Genomic DNA, 20,567 nt, shown 5'->3' with positions numbered 1-20,567 from the left:
CATGGCCTCTCGGCAATTTGCCCTCGACCTTACCCGCTATCATTCTCGCCAGCGGCACGGCGACCTCGACGTGTTCATGACGTGGTTCGGCGATCGGCTGGACCCTGTGCTTGTGCTCGTGCCGGCCTTTATCGAAGGCCACGAGAACGTGACCCCTTGCGTCGTTCCGCAATCGACCGCGTGGATGTGGTCGGAAGCGATCGGCGACGGCGCCCATTGCGCCCGCACATCGCACATTTTCTGCAAGCACCTCCGCCTCGAGCCGGACCCGATGACGTGCATCCGCATCACGTCGATCATCCGCGACCACATCGGCGACCTCCTCTCAATCCCACCAGCGCCCTTTGAACGTGAGGTCGTAGCGGATGCCATCCGCATCGATAGCAACGGCAAAGAGCACCACACCGAGGTGACTGACCGTGTTTGATGATGGTACCCCACCCATGGGCATCCAGTTCGGGGCGGTGCGCAAGCACAACCCCGAAGAGCGCCTCTATCCCGACAGCAACAACATCCTGCCCGTGCCCCGCACGAGAACGCCCGGGGGCGACCTCGACAGCGTGACCGGCATCCAGCTCCACCGCAAGCTGATGGGGTTCTATCAGCGCGAGCTGGAACGCCAGGGCGCCAACCGCGCCGAAATGGCCGAAGACGAGCGGATCTACGACAACGAGCACTGGACGGCCGAGGAAAAGCAGATCCTTGAGGAGCGCGGGCAAGAGGCGCTGATCTACAACGTTGTCTCGACCACCATCAATTGGGTGATCGGCACCGAAAAGCGCAGCCGCACCGACTTCCGCGTGTTGCCCCGCCGCAAGGAGGCCGCCAAGCCAGCCGAGCGCAAGACCCAGATCCTCAAGTACCTCTCCGACGTCAACCGTACCCCGTTCCACCGATCGCGCGCGTTCGAGGACTGCACTAAGGTCGGCATCGGCTGGCTTGAGGACGGCATTCAGGACGAGGACGACGGCGAGCCGCTCTATTCCCGCTACGAGAGCTGGCGGAACATGCTGTGGGACAGCGCCGGCACCGAGCTGGATCTGTCCGACGCGCGATATGTGTTCCGCACCAAGTGGCTAGACCTCGACGTCGGCTCCGCCATGTTCGCCAATCGCCTGACCCAGCTCCAAGAGGCGTGCCGCGACGCCGGCAGCTTCGGCGCCGACTGGATCAACGGCGACGAGGCCATGGACAGCCTCGAGGATGCCCTCTCGGAGGGCACGCTCGATTCCGTGCTGATGCACCGGCAGCGCTTCCGGGCGATCGAATGCTGGTTCCGCCAGCCGGTGAAGGTCAAGCGCCTGCGCGGCGGCGAGTTCAAGGGCGAAATCTACGATCCCAACTTCGATCCGCACCTAGAGCAGGTGCAGTCCGGCAAAGCGCTGATCGTCGAGAAGGTCATGATGCAGATGCACGTGGCGATCATGACGGCGAACGCCTTGCTCTACGTGGGACCGAGCCCCTACCGGCACAACCGTTTCCCGTTCACGCCCATCTGGTGCTACCGGCGCGGCTCCGACGGGATGCCCTACGGCATGATCCGGGGGATGAAGGGCATTCAGCGCGACATCAACAAGCGCGCGTCCAAGGCCCTGGCTATCCTCTCGTCCAATAAGACCATCATGGACGAAGGCGCGGTGCCGGATCTCGACGAGTTCGCCGAGGAAGTCTCCCGCCCCGACGCGATCATCGTCAAGAAGCCCGGCAAGGAGCTGGTCATCAACGCCGAGCGCGAGCTTGCGCCGGCGCATCTCGACTTCATGAGCCGCTCGATCATGATGATCCAGCAGCAGTCGGGTGTGACGGATGAGAACCTTGGCCGCTCCACCAATGCCACGTCTGGCCTCGCGATCGGGCGCCGGCAGGAACAGGGTGCGATGGCGACGGCCGGCATCTTCGACAACCTGCGGTTCGCGGCCCAGATCCAGGGTGAAAAGCAGCTCGCCAATGTCGAGCAGCACATGCCGGAACAGAAAGAGTTCCGCATCACCAACATGCGCGGCACGCCCGAGTATGTCACCGTCAACGACGGCCTGCCCGAGAACGATATCATCCGCACCAAGGCGGATTTCATCATCAGCGAGCAGGATTGGCGCGCGTCAGTCCGGCAAGCGCAGACTGAGGAGCTGTTGCAGCTCCTTACCCAGCTTGCCCCGGTCAACCCGCAGGTTGCCCTGGTGATGATCGATCTCGTGGTGGAAGGCATGGACGTGCCCCAGCGCGACGAGCTGGTGAAGCGCATTCGCCAGATCACGGGTATGCGCGACCCCGATGCCGAGGAGCTGACGCCTGAAGAGGTCGAGAAGGCCAAGGCCCAGCAGATTCAGCAGCAGCGGCAGGACGCCCTGCTAGAGGCCACGATCGCCGACAAGCAGGCCGGCGCACAGCTCAAGGCTGCGCAGGCCCAGCGCGCCAGCGCCGAAATGCAGCGTGCCATGACCGCGATCGCCAGCGGCAACGTGCAGGCGACCCGCGATGCGCTGGAAGCCGCCATGGTCATGCTCGGCGCCCCCTCCGTCGTGCCGGTGGCCGACCAGATCTTGCACGAATCCGGCTTCCAGTCGCGCACCGAGCAGGAGGAGGACGCCCGGCAGGCCGGCATCATGCAGGGCGAGCAGCAGGCCGCCGCCGAGGAACAAGCCGCCGAACAGCAAGCCCAGGAACAGGCCCAGCCAGGGCAGCCCCCCGAAGAACCCCAACAGGCACCGCAGCCCGGCGCCTGATTTTCAGCAGAAAGGCACAGTACGATGAGTGACGGACAGGGACACGGCTTAAGCGCGAGCGAGCTGGAATTGCTCACCGAGGAAGAGCGCGCGGGCCTCGAATCCGGCGAGTTCGACGACGAGGCCGGCGAAGACGGTGCCGGCGTCGGCGACGACGGTGCCGGCGACGGCGATGATGGCGACGACGGCGGCGACGGCGATGATGGCGATGATGGCGACGACGGCGCGGGCGCCGCTGGCGATGCCCGCAGCGGCGATGCCGGTGCGGCTGGCGCTGGCGACGATGGTGCGGCCGGTGACGACGACGACGACGACGACGACGACGACGATACCGGCTCCCAGCCGGCTCGTGCCGCCGAGCGCATCGACGCGGCCCAGAGCCAGACCCGTATCGACGCGATCGGCACCGAGCAGGAGGAACTGGCGGCGAAACTCGACGACGGGGAGATCACCACCAAGGAGTTCCTCGAGGCGAACAAGAAGCTCGAGGCCGAACAGCACAAGCTGACCGGCGCCCTCGAGCGCCAGACCGCCGACGACACGGCCGTTACCGAGAAGTGGTATGGCGACGTCGGCAAGTTCCTCGAGCGCAACCCGGAGCTGAAGGCCAACCAGACCCGTTTGGAATCGTTCGACGCCGTGGTGCGCCGCGTCACCGGCGCCCCGGAGAATGCCACGCTCTCCAACCGCAAGCAGCTCGAAAAGGCTCGCGACCTCTGGCGTGAGGACATGGGAATCCCTGCCCAAGGCAAGGCGGCAGACCCAGCCGGCAAGGGCGACACCCCCAAGCCGAAGCTAATGCCCAAGCCGCGCGCGGAGATCCCGCCGACGCTGCACAATGTCCCCGCCGCCGACATGAGCGACAGCGACGACAGCAAGTTCTCGCACCTCGACGCGATGTTGAACGCGGGGAAGAACCTCGAGTTCGAGGCCGCCCTGAGCAAGCTCTCCGAAGCCGATCAGCAGGACTATCTGAGCCGCCCGTAAGCGGTTCGCCATTTGAAGGAATAGCAGGGGATCATGCTCAAACTCGACATTCGCGTAGGCGAGAGCTTCGCCATCGGCGACGGCATCGTGTTGTCCCTCGAGAAGAAATCAGGGCAGCTCGCGCGCATTGCGATCCGAGCTGATCCTACACTGAAGATCAAACGCTTGCCGCCCGTGTCAAAAACAGCTGAAATCCGCTGAGCTCGGTGGTTTTTTTGCTGATCGGAACAGCTCGTTAAGGCGCCTTGATCGGTCGGCATCGGTACAGATGCTCTCATGCCAGGCAGATCTCAGCCTCACGTTTATGCACGCTAGTCTGGTTGCAACCTCCAACGGGTTGTTGCAACTAGACGGCTCAAGCGAATGGGGGATTTAATGGCAAGTTATCAGCGCGTCGCGCTTTTCATTTTTTTCGACGCGATTGAGCGTGACTTGGCAGCAAAAGTCGCGGCTGCGTGTAGCTATGATTGTCCAAATATTCTCTCCGACGAAGAACGGGTCAAAGCCCGTGCTCGCCTCCAGCGTCGTGACGAGGACATGAATCGAGCCGCAGATATTGACCTGCTTATGGGCCTTGATCTCGGCGAAAAGTATTCAGTCTTGATGCGTCATAAGGAACGATTGGATCAAAGCGCCAAGACATATTTTACGAAGAAACTGCCGATGTTCGAGAAGGCCATTCCCGTTCGTAACGCCACGATGCATGGTAGGCCTCTTACAATCGAGCAGTACGCATTCGGATTTTCTCTAGCTCAAGATTTTTTAAATTCCCCCTCCTACTGGCCGAGTCTGAACGCAACTTACAGAAAGTATGGAAATGATCCGGAGGCCCTATTGAGCCTTACGGTGAAGCTCCTCGACGAAGATATTTCTGGGGAAATTCTCCACAATCTTCCGGTGCCCGACTACGACGACACCGGATTTTTGCCCCGTTCTAAACTCGAGCAAGACCTTATACGGAAAATTAAAGGGCGGCACCCGGTTGTTACTGTTCTAGGTGACGGAGGGAATGGCAAAACTGCTCTCACTTTGCAGACATTATACGGGCTTCTACAGTCAAACGATCACGATTTCGACGCTTTCGTTTGGGTGTCGGCAAAAACGAATCGACTGACTGTGTCGGAAGTGAAGCGAATTGAAGGCGCAATAACCTCTTCGCTGGGTATTTTTGAAGAAGTATCCGAGCAATTCCAAGCTGGCGAAGGGGATCCGATTAGCAGGGTGCGGAATCTGTTGGAGCAGAATAAGGTGCTCCTAATTATAGACAATCTGGAAACGGTTCTAGATGATGCATTAATAGAATTCGCTGCCGAAGTTCCAGGGCAAAGCAAGATATTGTTTACGTCTCGTGTTCCGTTGGGGAGCGATTTGTCGGTTAACGTTCCGGAATTTTCAGAAGCGGAAGCGCTTGCGTATCTTCGTCGTCTAATTGAAGCATACGACGTGTCCACTTTGCGAAAGGAGGGGGACGATGTACTCAAGCGTCATCTTAGTAGACTTGCCCATAAGCCACTTTTGATTAAGTGGTTCGCGCTCGGTGTGGCTACGGGCCTAGAGCCGGCAAAGATCACTGCGAACCCGTCAATTGCACTCGCTTTCTGCATGGAAAATGTCTTTGAGCGTTTGACTTCGACGAGCAAAAACGTGCTTGCTGTGATGGCTGTGATTCCGCAGCCACTCTCTGTGATGATACTTCAACATATCGGTCAAATTGAGCCAGCGGAAGTTGAAGCAGCAATCGCAGAAATCAATAAATTTGGCATCATTGAGCGTGTGAAGGGAAGTGAGTTTGAGAGGCTTTACAGGGTCAAGCCTTTCGCTCGCAGCTATGTCACGAGAGTTCTGAAAATAATTCCTCGTGATTCTGAAGCAATCTTAGGTCGTTACCGGGGTGTGGCGTCAGCGTATCAATCGGAACGCGGCGGCGAGTTTCGCAACAAATATGACCTCAACGTCTTTACGGTTCGATCTCCCACGGAGGCGGTTGCTGTGAGACGACTACGGCACGCGATCGGATTAGCTTTCAAGCGTCGCTTCGACGAAGCATCGAAAGTTATCAACGAGTTGAAGATAACGAATCCTGATTATTTTGAGGTATACCGCATATCGGCATTTATTTCCTACCGTCAGGGTGACATTTTAGGCGCTAACCAAGAATACGAAGCTGCCTTCGATCTGGCGAATGGACAGCCGCAATTGCATTATTTTTATGGTGGTTTTCTATTGCGAAGCTACGGCGATTTCATGGCCGCAAGAGACGAGTTTCTCAAGGCTCTTGCAATCGATCCGAATAGCAATTCAGTGTTGCGAGAGGCAGCTAGGGCTAACTTTTTCCTTTACGATTTTGATGCCGCGCAAATACTTATCGACAGGGCTTGGGGCACAGATCTGACGACTTTCAAAGATGAAGTGATAGTACACGATCTTCAGGCGCAGCTTTTTATCAGAAAGGCTGATTACCTCAATAGTTCTGGAGATCCGAAAGGAGCTTATCGAGCTCTCGCGAACCTTCATGAATTTCTGGCCAAAATTGAACCTGAACTCATAGACGATACCTTCGCGAGTCATCTTGTTAAGGTTTATCCCACTATTGAGGCAGCGAGGAATTTTAGCGTAGCGATAGATAAGAACCTTCTAGAAAGTCTTTTGAAGACATGTCGTAGTCTTGTTGAAGGGTCTGCTTTCGTTTCTTATAAGGGTGAGGGCTCCGTCGATGACGGCGTACTATACGATCGGTCTGGCCATTTGAAGGAAAGCGGGCGGACGGACCGTTACGGCTTTTTGAGAGACACGTTCGATGTCGATACATACGTTGCCCGGAGCGGACTAGCTACTTCTCTTTGGCGTGACATGTGTGACGGGAAGACCGTCAGATATGATATTTGGTCAAGCCACGACGGTCGCACGTGGGCCGACAAAGTTGAACTTGTCTGACGTCCCTGTGAGTCTTTAATGGGCAGCCTACACATCAGGGCTACGGTTGTAGCTCAATGTGTAGGCTGCCTTGGTGGCTGATAGCAGGTTGCAACCTGCTGACCGATCGGGCAAAATCGCCCGGCATCAGCGCATGAGTGCTCTTTGCGGATTCATCTCCACGAGGACACTCAAATGCCAACTGTGATCCCCTTCGGCGACAAGAAGTCGCAGAAGAAATGGAGCGGTAAGCTCTTTCTCGATACCGCGAAGAAGAGCTACTTCTCGCGCAAGTTCGTCGGCGAAGGCGAAAACAACATCATCCAGCAGAAGACCGAGCTGGATTCCGATGCTGGCGACAACATCAGCTATGACCTTTCGGTCCAGCTCCGTGGCAAGCCCACCCAGGGCGACAACCGCGTGAAGGGCAAGGAAGAGAACCTCAAGTTCTACACGGACGAAGTGGCGATCGATCAGACCCGTCACGCCGTGTCGGCTGGCGGCCGCATGACGCGCAAGCGCACGGTTCACAACCTGCGCAACGTCGCCAAGGATCGTCTGTCCGACTACTGGTCGCAGTACGTGGACGAGATGAACTTCATCTACCTGTCCGGCGCACGCGGCATCAACGAGGACTTCATCGAAGACGCGGATTGGACGGGCCACGCCAACAATCCGATCCAGGCTCCCGACGCGCAGCATATCCTGTTCGGCGGCGATGCGATCAGCAAGGCCACGATCACGGCTGACGACGGCATGTCGCGCGACCTGATCGAACGCGCCACGGTGCAGGCACGCATGATGCGCGCCCTCGACCCCAAGACCGCGAACATGCTGCCCGTCGATATCAACGGCGAGAAGCACTACGTCGTCCTCATGTCGCCGTTTCAGGAGCACTCGCTCCGCACCGAAACGGGCAATGCCGGCTGGCTCGAGATCCAGAAGGCGGCCGCGACGGCGGAGGGCCGCAATTCGCCCATCTTCAAGGGCGGCCTGGGCATGATCAACAATGCGGTGCTGCACAGCCACGAGTCGGCGATCCGGTTCAATGACTACGGCGTCGGCGCCAATCTGCCCGCAGCCCGTGCCATGTTCCTCGGCCGACAGGCCGGTGTCGTGGCTTACGGCACCGCCGGCGGCCTCCGCTACACGTGGAAGGAGGAGATGGACGACTACGACAACGAACCCACCGTTGTCGCAGGCACCATCATCGGCGTGAAGAAGACCCGGTTCAACAACCGCGACTTCGGCGCGATGGCTCTCGACACCTACGCCCGCAACCCCACGGCCGGCCAGTAAGGAGCAACGGAAATGGCAACCATCCTCCACTCCCGCGCTGCCCTGGGCACCGTCGCAACCCCGCGCCCGCAGACTGCCGGCGCGGTTCACGCGGCGAAGTTCACGCACGTGCTCGCCGCCGGCATTGCCGCCGGCGCGATCCTCGAGCTGGGCGTGCTGCCTGCGTTCGCGGAAGTCGTCGATTACAAGCTGATTCCCGAAGGTGACTTCGCGGCCGTCACCGCTTCGGGCGGCATCATGACGGGCGAAATGGGCAGCGACGACGCCACCCGCGATGCCGGCACCGAGCTGTTCGCGGCCGCCACGGCACTCAATGCCGTCGCGCGCCCGGACAAGGCGACCGCCTACGCCGTGAAGGCGATCGATCAGGATAGGGGCATCGGCCTCAAGTTCAGCGCAGCCATCGCCGCAGACGCGACGAAGAAGCTGACGCTGATCTTGCTCTACCGGCACTGAGCCCCGCCAGCGGGGGGCGCCGGCCCGGTTGCCTCCCGCTGATTTCCCGCACCTGCACGAGGAGAGCACCCTTGCTCATTGAATCGCTCATCAAGCGCCCGAAAGGCACGAAGATCACCTTGGGCGTCGGCCTGTCCGCCGCGACCTACCATTTCCAGCCCGACAGCGAAGGCCGCCACGTGGCCGAAGTGACCGATCAGGGCCATGCCGCGCTGCTTCTCGCCAACCGCGACGCCTTCCGCTCGGCCGACGGCACCGCCGTTGCCACGATCGGCGACGCCAGCGCGATCGCAGACGAGATCGAGGGCCCGTTCTTCATCGTGCGAGGCCCGCAGGATCTCCAAGCCTTCGCCCATTGGGCCAGCGCCATTCCCGACCTCAAGGACGAGGTTGAGGAATACGTGCTGCTGATCGACAAGATCGCAATTGGCGAGGCGAGCATGGACGGCTACGCGCTCCCCTCTGAGTTCTCTCCGTTTGCCCTCGGGTCGCACCTTGGGACACCGCCGGCGCCCGCTCTCTCTCCCCGGGCGCCGGCGGACAACACCATCCTCCCGACCGAGAATCACCATGACGCGGGCACCGCTGTTGAGCGTGCCAGCGGGGCGGACGCGCATGGTGACGGCGCCGGCGCTGCGGGAAGCGCCGGCGCCACCCCGCCCGAGGGCGCTGGCGATGAGGCCGACGACGGCGGCGACGATGCCGATGGCGAAGACGATGACGGCAAAGGTGCCGGCGGGGACGCCACCCCGCCGGCCGGCGAGCTGGACCGTGAGGCCCTCGCCAAGGAGTACGACGAGCTGATGGGCCACCGGCCCAACGGCAAATGGTCGGCCGAGAAGATCCGCGACGCGATCGCGGCAGAGAAGGCCAAGGGCTGATGGCGCTGGCGTCGGAAGTCATCGCACGCGCACGCACGCTCCTCCAAGACGAGGACAGCGTGCGCTGGCCGCTCCCTGAGCTGCTGCGTTGGCTGATCGACGCCCAGCGCGATATCGTGCTCAACAAGCCGAGCGCGAAGAGCGACAACCGCGTCATTGCGCTGGTGGAAGGCACCTATCAGGCCATCCCCGGCGACGCGACCGCGCTTATTCGCGTGGTTCGCAATATCCGTTCCGTGGACACTGATGGCCGCCGTGTAGGCGGTCAGGCTGTCAGCCCCGTGGCGCGCTCGATCCTCGATGCCCAGCACCGCGACTGGCACGACGGGCGCACCAACCGCTTCAAGAAAGAGGCGCGCCACGTGACGTTCGACGAGGACGATCGCAAGAGCTTCTACGTCTACCCAGGCAACGACGGCACCGGCCAGATGGAGGTGGTGGTCGCGATCACGCCCGGCGACATTGCGATCGCCGCCGATGCCGACCCAAACGACATTGGCTCCTATGCGCTGCCGATCGGGCTCGACGATATCTACGTCACCGCCATGGTGGATTGGATCTGCTACCGCGCCTACGCCAAGGATGCGCAGTACGCGGGCAACACCCAGCGCGCGCAGCTTCACTTCCAGCAGTTTGCCAATGCCCTGGGCATTAAGGCGAACATGGAAATGCTCAAATCGCCCAACTTCACGGCCGGCATTAAGGCCACCGCGAGCGGCGACGCATAATGCGCGAGCTAACCGACTTCCTGCGCTTCATCCTTCCGCACGCGACGGCCTGCCCGGACCCGACCGCAGAGGACGCGCTGTTGTCGGCCGCTCGCGAGTTCTGCGAAGCGACGCGGTGCTGGCGCGAGACGGACAGCTTCAAGGTGAAGGGCCACGACGTGGAAGTCGTATGCGTGCCGCACTCGGCCGTGCTGTTCGAGATCGAGAAGGCCAGTTTCGACGGCCGCGACCTCGATCGCGTGTCCTTCGCCGATGCCCGTTTCGATCGCGACGGCCCGCCCCGTCAGATCACCCAGACCCAGCCGAACGCGGTGCGCCTTGCGCCGGCCGGCCCGGGGACGCTCAGCATTTCGATGTTCCTCAAGCCCGCGCTGGATGCTGACGTGCTGCCCTACTTCCTCTTCGACCAGTGGGGAGAAACCCTCGCGTCGGGAGCACTGGCGCGGATCTTGGTCATCCCAGACCAGCCGTTCAGCAATCCCCAGCTCGCCGGCTACCACGCCGGGATCTTCCAATCGGCCAAGGATCGCAATTTCAACGCCAGCGTTCGAGGCCAGCAGCGTGCCCCCAGAAGATCAAGATCTCGATACCTCTAGCCTCGTTGTCATCCTCGGCCAGCCGATCGAAGATGACGAGCTGCCATTCGCCAAGGATCGCAAGATCCACGACATGGGGCCGCATCTGGCCCCGATGCTGTTCCAGCGTGCCGAGGATCACCTAGACTACTGCATCCCGCTCGGCCGATTCCTCGAGCCGGGCGAAGTCGTGGCGGGCGTGAAGCTCTCCTACGGCCCTGTCACCGACCCGCCGCTGACTATCACCAAGGTCGGCTATGCGCCGACGGGCGTTGCCATCTGGATCACCGACGGCGGCGAAGACGAGCGGTACGACCTGCAAGCGCTCGTCACCACCAGCCAGGGCCGCTTGAAGCTGTTCCGCTTCATCATGCGGACGCGCGGCATCGCCGACTACATCGCGCCGATCTACGTGACGGTCGAGCCGATCGAGGTAGGCGTGGGCATCAACCCCAATGCGCTGCCCGGCGCGTCGGTCAGCGACGGTGTGCTCAGCGCCGGCGCGGTGCCGGGTGCATCGGTCAGCGACGGCGAGCTGTCAGCGGCCGAAGACGTGGGCGTGGCCCGCCTTGCGCCCGCCGCGCTGTCCCTCACGGCCACCGTGGGCGAGAGCACGGCTAAGGTCGCGACGCTCGTCAACACCGGCACGGCCGCGCTGGCGATCGACGCTATCGCCGTCTCGGCAGGCTTCACCCAGACCAATACGTGCGGTGCCAGCCTCGAGCCCGGCGCCTCGTGCTCGATCACGGTCACGCACGCCCCCAAGGCCGAGGGCTCCACCGCCGGCACGCTAACCGTCGAAACCGACGTGGGCGACGTAACCAGCACTCTTGCCGGCACCGGGACGGCAGCGCCCGTCCTGCCCGCGCTGGGGGCGCTCAGCACGTCGGGGAACCAGTTCGTCAAGGCGAACGGCGATGTGGTGCGCCTGCGCTCGATCAACTGGTTCGGCGCCGAGAGCACCAACAACTTCCCGCACGGGATCTGGGCGAACGGCTACAAGATCCTGATCGACAAGATCGCGGCTTGGGGCTTCAACTGCATCCGCGTGCCGTTCTCGGGCGACACGTTCAAGAGCAGCTCCAAGATCAATGGCGTCTCCGACGAGTTCGCCGAGAACCTCGCCTTCATCGTCAGCGGCACGGCGGCCACCGGCTACACCTACGTCACCCCGTTCGAAGCGATGGATCTCATCGTCGCCTATGCGGAGACGAAGGGCCTCTACATCGTCTTCGACCACCACCGCCGCGCGGCTGGCGACGGCGCCGACGGCGCGCCGACCGACGGCAGCTACAGCCAGGCCAACTGGCTCGCCACGTGGGCACTCGTCGCCAACCGCTACAAGAGCGCGCCGAACGTCATCGGCGCCGACGTCCACAACGAGCCGCACGATCTCGATTGGGCAACCTGGGCGGGCCTCGCCGAGACGTGCGGCAACCATATCCACACGATCGCGCCGCACTGGATCATCTTCGTGGAGGGCGTGGGTTCGGTCGCGGACGACTTCTATTGGTGGGGCGGCCAGCTCGCCGGCGTTGCCACGCGCCCCGTCGTGCTCACCGTTCCCAACAAGCTCGCCTACAGCCCGCACGAATACGGCCAGTCGGTCGGCACCCAGACGTGGCTGCGCTACGACAGCAACCCTTCGCTGCCCGCCAACTACCCGGCGAACCTCTATCAGGTGTGGCACGATCATTGGGGCTTCATCTTCGAACAGAACATCGCCCCGATCTGGATTGGCGAGTTCGGCGGCCACTACGGCGTGGACGGCACCGGCGCCGCGACCAAGCCGCACGGCACCTACGAAAAGCAGTGGACCACCGAGCTGGGCAAGTACCTCGCCGGCGACTTCACCGGCTCGGGCGTGAACGCGCTCCCAGCCGGCAAGATGGGCGCATCGTTCGCCTACTGGTCCTTCAACCCGAACAGCGGGGACACCGGCGGCCTCCTCCAAGACGACTGGAACACGCCGCAGGCCGTCAAGCTCGCCACCATCGCACCGTTTCTAGCCTGAAAGTCTGACCATGCCGAACATGACTGGTTCCTCCTACGCTTCCTACGTCGTCCGGCTTTCGCGCGCGGCCACGGAAAGCATCTTCCTCCAATGGGCAACGGTTGCCGGCACCGCTGTTCCCGGGACCGACTACGAAGAGACGTCCGGCGGCCTGACCTTCGCGCCGGGCGAAACCGAAAAGACCATTCAGGTGCTCGTCTACGGCCGCACCGGCAACGACACCGCGCCGCGCACCTTCTCGATCAAGCTGACGCCCACGCCGGGCGTGATCCTGGGCGCAGAGATGGCGAAGTGCATCATCCGCGTGGTGGACGATAGCGGCGCCACGATAGCGGCCGTCACCATGGCGGCCGGCCCGGCCGGTGACGACGGCAAGGATGCGTTCGCCTTGGCACAGGCGGCGGGCTTCACGGGCACGCTGGCGGAATGGCTGGCCTCGCTCAAAGGTGAACCGGGCGACCCCGGCGACAAGGGCGATGACGGCGCGGACGCCTATGCCGTGGCCGTCGCGGCGGGCTTTGCTGGCACGCGCGCCGAGTGGCTGGCCTCGCTCAAGGGCGAGCCGGGCGACAAGGGCGATGACGGGGATAAGGGCGACGACGGCCGATCGGTGGAGTTCCAGCGCGGCACCACCTACCTGCAATGGCGCCTCGTCGGCGACACCGCATGGAAGAACCTTGTCGCACTGGCCGATATCAAGGGCGAAGCGGGCACGGGCCTGACCAATCGCGGCGATTGGGCGGCTGGCACCTATCACGCCGGCGACTACGTGTTCGCGGCCGGCTCAACCGCTGCCACCTCCATGTGGATCCTGCGCGGCGATGCTGATTACGTGTCCTCGACCGCACCGGCCGGCGACGTGGCGCACTGGATCGAGTTCGAGGCACCCGCCGGCCCGGCTGGCGATGCTGGCGCCGACGGCCGCCAAGTCGAGTTTCAGAAGTCCTCGACCGCGATCCAGTGGCGCTATGTCGGGGACACCGCGTGGACGGATCTCGTGCTGCTGACCGCCATCAAGGGCGACGCGGGCGCCGCCGGCTCCAAATGGTATGCCGCTGCTGGCGTGCCGGCGGCCGCGACGGGCGCCAATTGCGATTACTACCTGAACGTCACCACCGGCGACGTCTACGGCCCCAAGGCATCGGGCGCGTGGGGCTCGGCCGTGGGCAACATCAAGGGTGCGGCTGGCAGCGGCGGCGCCACGCTGGCGACCAGCGATCAGGCGAAGTCCGCCCAGCTCGCGACGGTGGCGACGACGCCGGCCGGCGTGCGTGAGTACCTCGAGCAGTTCGGCCTGACGTCCACCTACACGACGGCACCGGCCGACCTGAACACGATCGTCAAGGGCGGGTTCTTCAATTGGGCGGACACCACCCAGAACGCGCCGCTCGCGGGCAGCTACGGCCGGGGCATCTGCATCCCCTCGGGCGATCAGTACGTGACCCAGCTCAGCATCGAAAACGGCACTGGCCTGATGCACGCCCGCTTTCAGGAAGCCGGCACGTGGGGCGCGTGGAAGGCCGTTTCCGGGGCCAGCGGCGGCACCGGCACGAAATGGTATTCGGGCGCCGGCGCGCCGGCAGCGGGCACGGGCGCGGTCGGCGACTACTACCTGAACCTGACCAACGGCGACGTCTACGGGCCGAAGGCATCGGGCGGCTGGGGCTCGGCCGTAGGCAACCTCAAGGGCCCGGCGGGCAGCGGCGGGAGCGGCGGTTCCTCGGCCGTGACCGCGCTGCGATCGACCGACCTGGGCGTCACCGAGATTACGCTCGTGGATGCCCTGAGCTTCCCCGTCGAAGTTAACACGATCTACAATATCCGCATCAACCTGCTTTACCGCACCACGGACGTCTCCAAGGGCATCCGCGTCGGTTTCGGGGGCACCGCCGGCGTGCAGTCGCTCGCCGTGCGCGTGAACGGCTTCGATTCATCCGGCGCGCCGGTCGGCAAGTTCTGCAAGGCCAAGGCAACCCCGCTGATCTTCACCAGCTCGCCCGTCGGCGGCGACGATAACGTCATCACCGTGGAGGGCGTGCTCTACGCCACCGCGACCGGCACCTTCACGTTCCAGATCGGGGCGGCCGTCCTCTACGACTACACCGCCGCGCAGAAGGGCTCGCACGGCATCCTCACCCCCGTCGGCACCATCGCTTCCTAAGGAACCCCCATGCCCCGCAAAATGACGTTCGTGGTCACGCTCTCGGAAGCGAGCACCGAAACCGCAACCCTCGATTATGCAACCGTGCCGGGCTCCGCGACCGCGCCGGACGACTACACCCACACGGCCGGGACGCTGACCTTCGACCCGGGCGAGATCACCAAGCACGTCGTCGTGCCGGTGCGCGACGACTTCGCCGGCGCGCCGCGCGAGGTGTTCTCGCTCCAAATCACCAATCCCGAGGGCTGCACGATCGAAGTCCCTTCGGGCACGGGCGTCATCCCGGGCGTGGACGGCCTGCTTAGCTATCGCCAGCGGTTCGACTGGATCTATGCGGCCGTCCACGACACCCGGAACGGCTATTTCGGCCCCCAGACCGGCGCCAATGCCTTCGCGGTGCCGCGCCACGTGCCCGAGAACATCATCAACGAGGCGCCCGACTATGGCGGTGAAACCGTCTCGGAAACGGCCTCGTTCTGGGTGGGCCTCGAGGCGTGGCAAGGCGCGCTAAACGCCGACTGGACCGGCTACAACAACTGCTGGAACAAGATCGACACGATCTATGTACCCAACACCACGAACCAGCCGGCCGGCACCTACAATCCCGCGTCGCCGGCGGACTATACGCCCGAGGGCAACCTTCCGAGCGACTACCCGCGCCTGTCGCAGCCGAACGCGGCCAAGGGCGTGGATCCGCTCTATCAGGAGCTGCTGACCACCTACGGCTCCAAGCGCATGTACCTCATGCACTGGATCATCGACGTGGAAGGCGCCTACGGCTTCAAGAACGGCGATGGCGCGACGAAGAACGTCTACATCAACACCTATGAGCGCGGCCTGCAGGAATCGTCGTTCGAGACGGTGACGCACCCCTGCTGGAACGACTGGAACAACGGCGGTAGCGCCTACGGCTATGAGCCGCTGTTCACCCAGGGCAAGCAGCTCTACCCGGCCGCGCAGTACGATTGGGGCAAGAAATGGTCCTACACCAACGCGCCCGATGCCGAGGTGCGCGCGGTGCAGTGGGCGTTCTGGGCCAACAAGTTCGCCGCCGATCAGGGCGCGGGCGCGACGATCGCCACTTCCACCAGCCGCGCGAAAAAGATGGGCGACTACCTGCGCTACAACCTCTTCGACAAGTATTTCCGCCAGATCGGGGCCAACCGCGCCCAGGGCGGCACATCGGCCGCGCCCTATTCTTCGTGCCACTACCTCATCAACTGGTACGCGGCATGGGGCGGCGAAGTGCCGGCGGCCGGCGCCGAGGCATCGTGGGGCTACCGCATCGGCTGTTCGGAGGCGCATCAGGGCTATCAGGGCGTGGACACCGCCTACTTCATGGCGACCGGCGGCGGCGGCTTCACTCCGCAGTCGGCCAGCGCCGGCGATATCTGGCTGGGCTCCCTTTACCGGCAGATCGAAATGATCCGCTGGCTGCAATCGCCCGAGGGCCCGATCGCCGGCGGCGTCACCAACTCGCTGTTCGCCCGGTACGAAACCGCGACCGACGGCCGCCAGAACGCCAAGTTCTACGGCATGTACTACACCTATGCGCCGGTCTGGCACGATCCGCCGTCGAACAACTGGGTAGGCTTCCAGCCGTGGGGGCAGGCCCGCACCGCTGACGCCTTCCTTGAGGTTTCCGACAAGACGACGGCGCTGGCCGTAGAGGTCCGCAAGAACCTCGAGGTGATCCTCGATCGGCTGGTGAACTGGTTCCTCGACGAATCCGAGCTGATCGGCACGGGCGATTTCAAAATCCCGGGCACGCTGTCCTGGGTGAACAGCACCGCGATCGCGGGCCAGACCGCGACCACGGCCAATCTCGAGGGCGTGTACGAGTATCTGCCCACCCTCGAGTGGGACGGCACCGGCGATTACGCGGCCTTCTGGAACGCCTCCACGGTCCCGAACCCGACCCTGCATTGCAAGATCACCGAGTACAGCACCGACCTTGGCGTTGCCTCGAGCCTTGCCGTGCTCCTCATCAACTACGCCGAGGCGAAGCGGCGCATGGGCAAGTTCACCGATGCCATCCCGGGCGGTGCCCACACGGCTGAGGATGCCTATATGCTCGCCCGCGAGCTGCTGGACCGGGTGTGGACGACGTACCGCGACGATATCGGCATCTGCACGCCCGAGCCGCGCAGCGACTACAAGCGGATGCTCGATCCGGTCTATGTGCCGGCGATCTTCAACGGCACCATGCCCAATGGCGACGTCGTGAACAGCGCATCGACGTACATTTCGATCCGCTCGTTCCTCAAGGATGACCCTATGTGGCCGGTGATCGAGGCCCATGCCGCTGATCCGGTCGCAAACCCCGCGCCCGTGTTCACCTATCACCGCTTCTGGGCCCAGGCCGAATACGCGATCGCGTGCGCGGCCATGCACCACTACTTCGGCGACCTGATCGGAGAAAGCGACTGATGCCTCGGTTCGCGATCTTCACCGTCACGCTGGACAAGGCCGGCGACGAGGAAATCAGCGTGGAATACGCGACCCTCGCCGGCACAGCGATCGCGCCCGACGACTTCACGGCCATGTCCGGCACGCTGACGTTCGCGCCGGGCGAGATATCCAAGTCGATCGACGTGCCCATTCGGGATTACGACGCCTACGCGGAGGAAGCCCGGTTCACGGTGGAGTTCGCGAACCCGGTCAATTGCGGGCTGCTGCAAGCCTCGGCGCTGGCGATCATCCCGGCCGGCGAGTTCGCCGGCAGCGGTGAAGGCGATGGCGAGAACGGTCCGATGATCGCCTATGGCCTCATCACCAACGCCTATCACAACGAGCTGGGGCGTGGCGGCTACTTCCATCCCTATTCGGGGACGTCGGAAGGCCAGTCCATCGCGATCGAGGGCAGCTTTCTTGCTGCCCGGGTGCTCGCCGGCGGCACGTCCGAGGAGCAATCGGCCGCGAACTGGTATAAGGCCACGGGGCAATCGCTGCTCGACGCCCTGGGCAACGGGTCCGACACCGCCCCCATGCTGCGCCAGCCGGTACCGGACGATGCCGGCACGATCACGCTGCTGCACTGGCTCTACGCGGCGCGCGGCGATATCCCGGCGCAGGCGATCAACTACGATTTCGTGGCGGCGCGCGCGGGCGACAAGCTGGTGATCCCCGCGACCGTGCCGGTTGGATCGTTGGGACAGCAGCACAAGGGCGCGGCTGACGTTTTCCGGGTCTGGATGATCTACCCGAGCACGAGCTACCTCCTGTACTCGAGCCCGTATTCGCCGGCCTATGACACCACGAGCCCCGGCGCCGATACGTCGATCCGGCTGGATGACGGGTTCGCCGGCGCGCTCGAGGAGCCGTCTACCCATTGGGAGCGCGTAGACGATACCGTCGTGGTGACGATCCCGGCCGGCGCGCCCTCGATCGCCAGTTGGCACGTGGTCTATGCCTACGAGAACGCCGGCACCATCACGCGCGGATCCGCGCAGGAAGCCTATCCGAACTGGACGGCGATCGAGGCCGGCTACAGCGCGTGCGCGCCCGATACCTTCCGCTGGTTCAACTACGCGCTCAAGCTCGCGGCCGCCGACGACGATCGCGCGGGCGCGGCGGCGAAGTGGGAGAAGCTCAGACTGGCGGGCAACCGGACGGCCGTGCGCGGTCAGGCGCTTTCGGATCTCCGCACCGTGTTCAAGCCGCTGCCGCAGTTCGCGCCAATCCCCGTGAAGGGCGAGCCCTCGGGCATCTTCTGCTATTCGAACCACCCGGACGCCAAGCCGCCATCGGCCGCCGAGATCGCCGCCGGCGCCAATGCGGACTGGATCGGCTTCAACTTCTTCTCGCGCGTGGGCGGCCAGGGCGGCGCCGTCTCGCCGGGCGATTTCACGTGGACCCCGCAGAACATGCTGACGCCGGGGAGCTGGACCGGCGATATCTTTTACGGCGCCATCCAGATCACGGCCGAGCAGCTCACGCCCAACACCACCCAGAACGACAGCTCCAACACCGTGCGCGTCTTCTCCGCCGCGCAGATCCAGATCGGCCGGGGCATCAACGATCAGTGGCGCGCGGCAACCGCATGGCAGGATGCCGACCGATTCCTGTTCGTGGCGATCCAAGTGAACCGGAACCTGCGCACCGGGCCGCAGACCATCAACTACGACTTCGCCGACACGCCCTCGGGCAAGCTGACCTACGTTTTCCCGAAGGATCACCTCTACGTCTACGTCTCCTCCACCAAGGCGTATGACGGGAAAACGCGCTGGTATGCCGACCTGACGGACCTTGCCTACACCACCCAGGGCGGCACCGGCACCGATGCCATCCGCTATTACCTCGTGCCCCGCACGGCATTTGTGCGGAAGGACAGCGATAACGCCGTGCTGCCGGCTGGGACCACGTTCGAGAACTTCGGGCTTTCGGTGGAAGTCGCGGCCGACGTCAATATGAAGCTGGTAGCGATGCGGCTGGTCAGCGGCCCGTCCGAGCAGTGGGTGCGCGACAACCTCGCGCAGGCCGTCGCCGGCAGCGCCATGCCGTTCTTCCCGGGCGCGATGCCGTTCGCGATCAATGCCGACGTGAACAAGCAGCAGTTTGTGGGCTGGAACGGCTCTCCGTTCCACGGCTACCAACTCCCCGACCTGTGGCTGGATCTCGAGGCCGACGCAAATGCCGTCCATCCCAACCTGACGGCCGCCACGCTTCCTGTCGCCAATGCCTCGGGCGCGATCACCTATCCGATCAGCGCGGCCACTGTCTCCGGGATCACCAAGCCCAAGCACGCCTTGCTCATGGAGCAACAGCTCATGTTCCTGAGCGCTGCCCAGGCGAAGTACGCGACCGACGGGGGTGTGACCGGGCCGTTCGCCCACACGTTCGTTCTGAACACGCCGGCGCGCATGACGCTGGGCAACCCCCAGCCGCACACGTGGGTCTATGTGAACGATGACCCGAATACGCGGTGGGCCGGCTACCAGTGCCGCGTCGTCGAAAGCCTGAGCCGTATTGTGCTTGCCACGACGGGAAGCGCGGCCTTCCTCGATGCCCGCAACCTCGCGTTCTCGCTGGCGATGAATTGGCTGACGGCGTTCAACACGCTGTGGCCAAACCTAGACGGGGTGCTCAACCCGAACGCCGGCACGTCCGGCGAGCCGGCCCGGCTTTATGGCGCGCCGACCGATTACCCGCATCCGGGCACCTCGGCGCCGCAGACCAACGCCGAGGAGCCACACGCGCCGGCGCTGGTGCTGCGCGCCTGCATCTGGCTCAAGGCCTCGGGCATCCTGTCCACGTCCCAGCTCGCCACGGTGAACGCGATCGGCAAGCGCGTGCTCGATTACCTCGAGCTGCGCTGGCGCGACGATGAATCGGACACCATGCGCTACACGTGGGCCAACCGGGGCGCCGCCAGCCGCGAGATCTACTACGGCTTCTGGGCTTTCGAGATCATCGCGACGCTCGCCTACATGCTCGAGAACCCCGCCGGCGCGCCGGAAGGCGCCGATCTCGATCGGGCGCGGGAGTTCATCACTCTCCACCAGCTTTGGCTTGAACAGCACACGGTGTCGTAATGTCCAGCATCCTCGCCAACAATGCCCGCTCGCCCCTTGTCGTGGCGCTCGCGGCCGCCGGTACGACCGCTTATGTCGTATCCGGCGATGGCTTTCCCACGCCCACGGGCGACGACTGGTTTCCCATCGTCCTGGGCACGGGGATGGACGCCATCGAGATCTGCCGTTGCACCGCCCGCTCGGGCAGTCAGCTCACCCTCTCGCGCGGCGAGGAGGACACGGCCGCCCGTGCTTGGCCGGCTGGCACCCCCGTTGAAATCCGTCTGACCGCCGGCGCCCTTTTCGGAGTGTAAGTC

The 20,567-nt window shown here is 63.6% G+C and carries 15 protein-coding genes; all 15 read left to right on the top strand.

What is annotated here, in order from left to right; all coding sequences use genetic code 11:
- Position 1 precedes the first annotated feature (1 nt).
- The 15 genes from EDF57_RS15740 to EDF57_RS15675 all read left to right on the top strand — a co-directional run bounded on the left by EDF57_RS15740 (position 2) and on the right by EDF57_RS15675 (position 20,564).
- Positions 2 to 427 carry a hypothetical protein gene (locus tag EDF57_RS15740; protein WP_134094964.1) on the top strand — a complete coding sequence of 142 codons (426 nt, stop codon included), beginning with the start codon at positions 2 to 4 and terminating at the stop codon, positions 425 to 427.
- Between the two features lie 16 nt (positions 428 to 443).
- Positions 444 to 2,723 carry a hypothetical protein gene (locus EDF57_RS15735; protein ID WP_134094963.1) on the top strand — a complete coding sequence of 760 codons (2,280 nt, stop codon included), beginning with the start codon at positions 444 to 446 and terminating at the stop codon, positions 2,721 to 2,723.
- Between the two features lie 24 nt (positions 2,724 to 2,747).
- Positions 2,748 to 3,710 (top strand): hypothetical protein, encoded by a 963-nt coding sequence (locus tag EDF57_RS25810; protein WP_208324885.1) that lies wholly within the window; start codon positions 2,748 to 2,750, stop codon positions 3,708 to 3,710.
- A gap of 33 nt (positions 3,711 to 3,743) precedes the next feature.
- Entirely contained in the window at positions 3,744 to 3,911 is a 168-nt protein-coding gene (locus EDF57_RS15725; protein ID WP_134094962.1) for a carbon storage regulator, read from the top strand.
- A 174-nt stretch (positions 3,912 to 4,085) separates the two neighbouring features.
- Positions 4,086 to 6,644 (top strand): NB-ARC domain-containing protein, encoded by a 2,559-nt coding sequence (locus EDF57_RS15720; RefSeq protein WP_166675291.1) that lies wholly within the window; start codon positions 4,086 to 4,088, stop codon positions 6,642 to 6,644.
- Between the two features lie 174 nt (positions 6,645 to 6,818).
- The gene (locus EDF57_RS15715; protein ID WP_134094960.1) at positions 6,819 to 7,922 is read left to right on the top strand and encodes a N4-gp56 family major capsid protein; all 1,104 of its coding nucleotides are present in this window, start codon (positions 6,819 to 6,821) and stop codon (positions 7,920 to 7,922) included.
- Between the two features lie 12 nt (positions 7,923 to 7,934).
- Complete coding sequence (locus tag EDF57_RS15710) at positions 7,935 to 8,378, top strand: hypothetical protein (protein WP_134094959.1); 444 nt, start codon at positions 7,935 to 7,937, stop codon at positions 8,376 to 8,378.
- Between the two features lie 71 nt (positions 8,379 to 8,449).
- On the top strand, positions 8,450 to 9,259 hold the full coding sequence (locus EDF57_RS15705; protein WP_134094958.1) for a hypothetical protein: 810 nt from the start codon (positions 8,450 to 8,452) through the stop codon (positions 9,257 to 9,259).
- Entirely contained in the window at positions 9,259 to 9,987 is a 729-nt protein-coding gene (locus EDF57_RS15700) for a DUF6682 family protein (protein WP_134094957.1), read from the top strand. Before EDF57_RS15705 ends, EDF57_RS15700 begins: the two co-directional genes overlap by 1 nt.
- Positions 9,987 to 10,583, top strand: a complete 597-nt coding sequence (locus EDF57_RS25530) for a hypothetical protein (RefSeq protein WP_166675290.1) — start codon at positions 9,987 to 9,989, stop codon at positions 10,581 to 10,583. The genes EDF57_RS15700 and EDF57_RS25530 overlap by 1 nt, the downstream gene beginning before the upstream one ends.
- Complete coding sequence (locus EDF57_RS25805) at positions 10,549 to 12,576, top strand: cellulase family glycosylhydrolase (RefSeq protein WP_208324884.1); 2,028 nt, start codon at positions 10,549 to 10,551, stop codon at positions 12,574 to 12,576. Before EDF57_RS25530 ends, EDF57_RS25805 begins: the two co-directional genes overlap by 35 nt.
- A 10-nt stretch (positions 12,577 to 12,586) precedes the next feature.
- Entirely contained in the window at positions 12,587 to 14,737 is a 2,151-nt protein-coding gene (locus tag EDF57_RS15690; RefSeq protein ID WP_134094956.1) for a Calx-beta domain-containing protein, read from the top strand.
- Positions 14,738 to 14,746: 9 nt separating this feature from the next.
- Positions 14,747 to 17,167: a glycoside hydrolase family 48 protein gene (locus EDF57_RS15685; RefSeq protein ID WP_134094955.1), complete on the top strand. Its 2,421-nt coding sequence runs from the start codon at positions 14,747 to 14,749 to the stop codon at positions 17,165 to 17,167.
- The gene (locus EDF57_RS15680; protein ID WP_134094954.1) at positions 17,167 to 20,271 is read left to right on the top strand and encodes a Calx-beta domain-containing protein; all 3,105 of its coding nucleotides are present in this window, start codon (positions 17,167 to 17,169) and stop codon (positions 20,269 to 20,271) included. The genes EDF57_RS15685 and EDF57_RS15680 overlap by 1 nt, the downstream gene beginning before the upstream one ends.
- Positions 20,271 to 20,564 carry a hypothetical protein gene (locus EDF57_RS15675; RefSeq protein ID WP_134094953.1) on the top strand — a complete coding sequence of 98 codons (294 nt, stop codon included), beginning with the start codon at positions 20,271 to 20,273 and terminating at the stop codon, positions 20,562 to 20,564. Before EDF57_RS15680 ends, EDF57_RS15675 begins: the two co-directional genes overlap by 1 nt.
- Positions 20,565 to 20,567: the final 3 nt, after the last annotated feature.

It is taken from the genome of Novosphingobium sp. PhB55, assembly GCF_004368805.1.
Classification (GTDB): Bacteria; Pseudomonadota; Alphaproteobacteria; order Sphingomonadales; family Sphingomonadaceae; genus Novosphingobium.
Note: the sequence above shows the minus strand (reverse complement) of the source record. Positions and strands in the feature narration are given on the sequence as shown.

Excerpts from the sequence above, each read along its gene's own strand:
- EDF57_RS15740 (WP_134094964.1), top strand. The coding sequence starts at position 2 with ATGGCCTCTCGGCAATTTGCCCTCGACCTTACCCGCTATCATTCTCGC.
- EDF57_RS15735 (WP_134094963.1), top strand. The coding sequence starts at position 444 with ATGGGCATCCAGTTCGGGGCGGTGCGCAAGCACAACCCCGAAGAGCGC.
- EDF57_RS25810 (WP_208324885.1), top strand. The coding sequence starts at position 2,748 with ATGAGTGACGGACAGGGACACGGCTTAAGCGCGAGCGAGCTGGAATTG.
- EDF57_RS15725 (WP_134094962.1), top strand. The coding sequence starts at position 3,744 with ATGCTCAAACTCGACATTCGCGTAGGCGAGAGCTTCGCCATCGGCGAC.
- EDF57_RS15720 (WP_166675291.1), top strand. The coding sequence starts at position 4,086 with ATGGCAAGTTATCAGCGCGTCGCGCTTTTCATTTTTTTCGACGCGATT.
- EDF57_RS15715 (WP_134094960.1), top strand. The coding sequence starts at position 6,819 with ATGCCAACTGTGATCCCCTTCGGCGACAAGAAGTCGCAGAAGAAATGG.
- EDF57_RS15710 (WP_134094959.1), top strand. The coding sequence starts at position 7,935 with ATGGCAACCATCCTCCACTCCCGCGCTGCCCTGGGCACCGTCGCAACC.
- EDF57_RS15700 (WP_134094957.1), top strand. The coding sequence starts at position 9,259 with ATGGCGCTGGCGTCGGAAGTCATCGCACGCGCACGCACGCTCCTCCAA.
- EDF57_RS25530 (WP_166675290.1), top strand. The coding sequence starts at position 9,987 with ATGCGCGAGCTAACCGACTTCCTGCGCTTCATCCTTCCGCACGCGACG.
- EDF57_RS15690 (WP_134094956.1), top strand. The coding sequence starts at position 12,587 with ATGCCGAACATGACTGGTTCCTCCTACGCTTCCTACGTCGTCCGGCTT.
- EDF57_RS15685 (WP_134094955.1), top strand. The coding sequence starts at position 14,747 with ATGCCCCGCAAAATGACGTTCGTGGTCACGCTCTCGGAAGCGAGCACC.
- EDF57_RS15680 (WP_134094954.1), top strand. The coding sequence starts at position 17,167 with ATGCCTCGGTTCGCGATCTTCACCGTCACGCTGGACAAGGCCGGCGAC.
- EDF57_RS15675 (WP_134094953.1), top strand. The coding sequence starts at position 20,271 with ATGTCCAGCATCCTCGCCAACAATGCCCGCTCGCCCCTTGTCGTGGCG.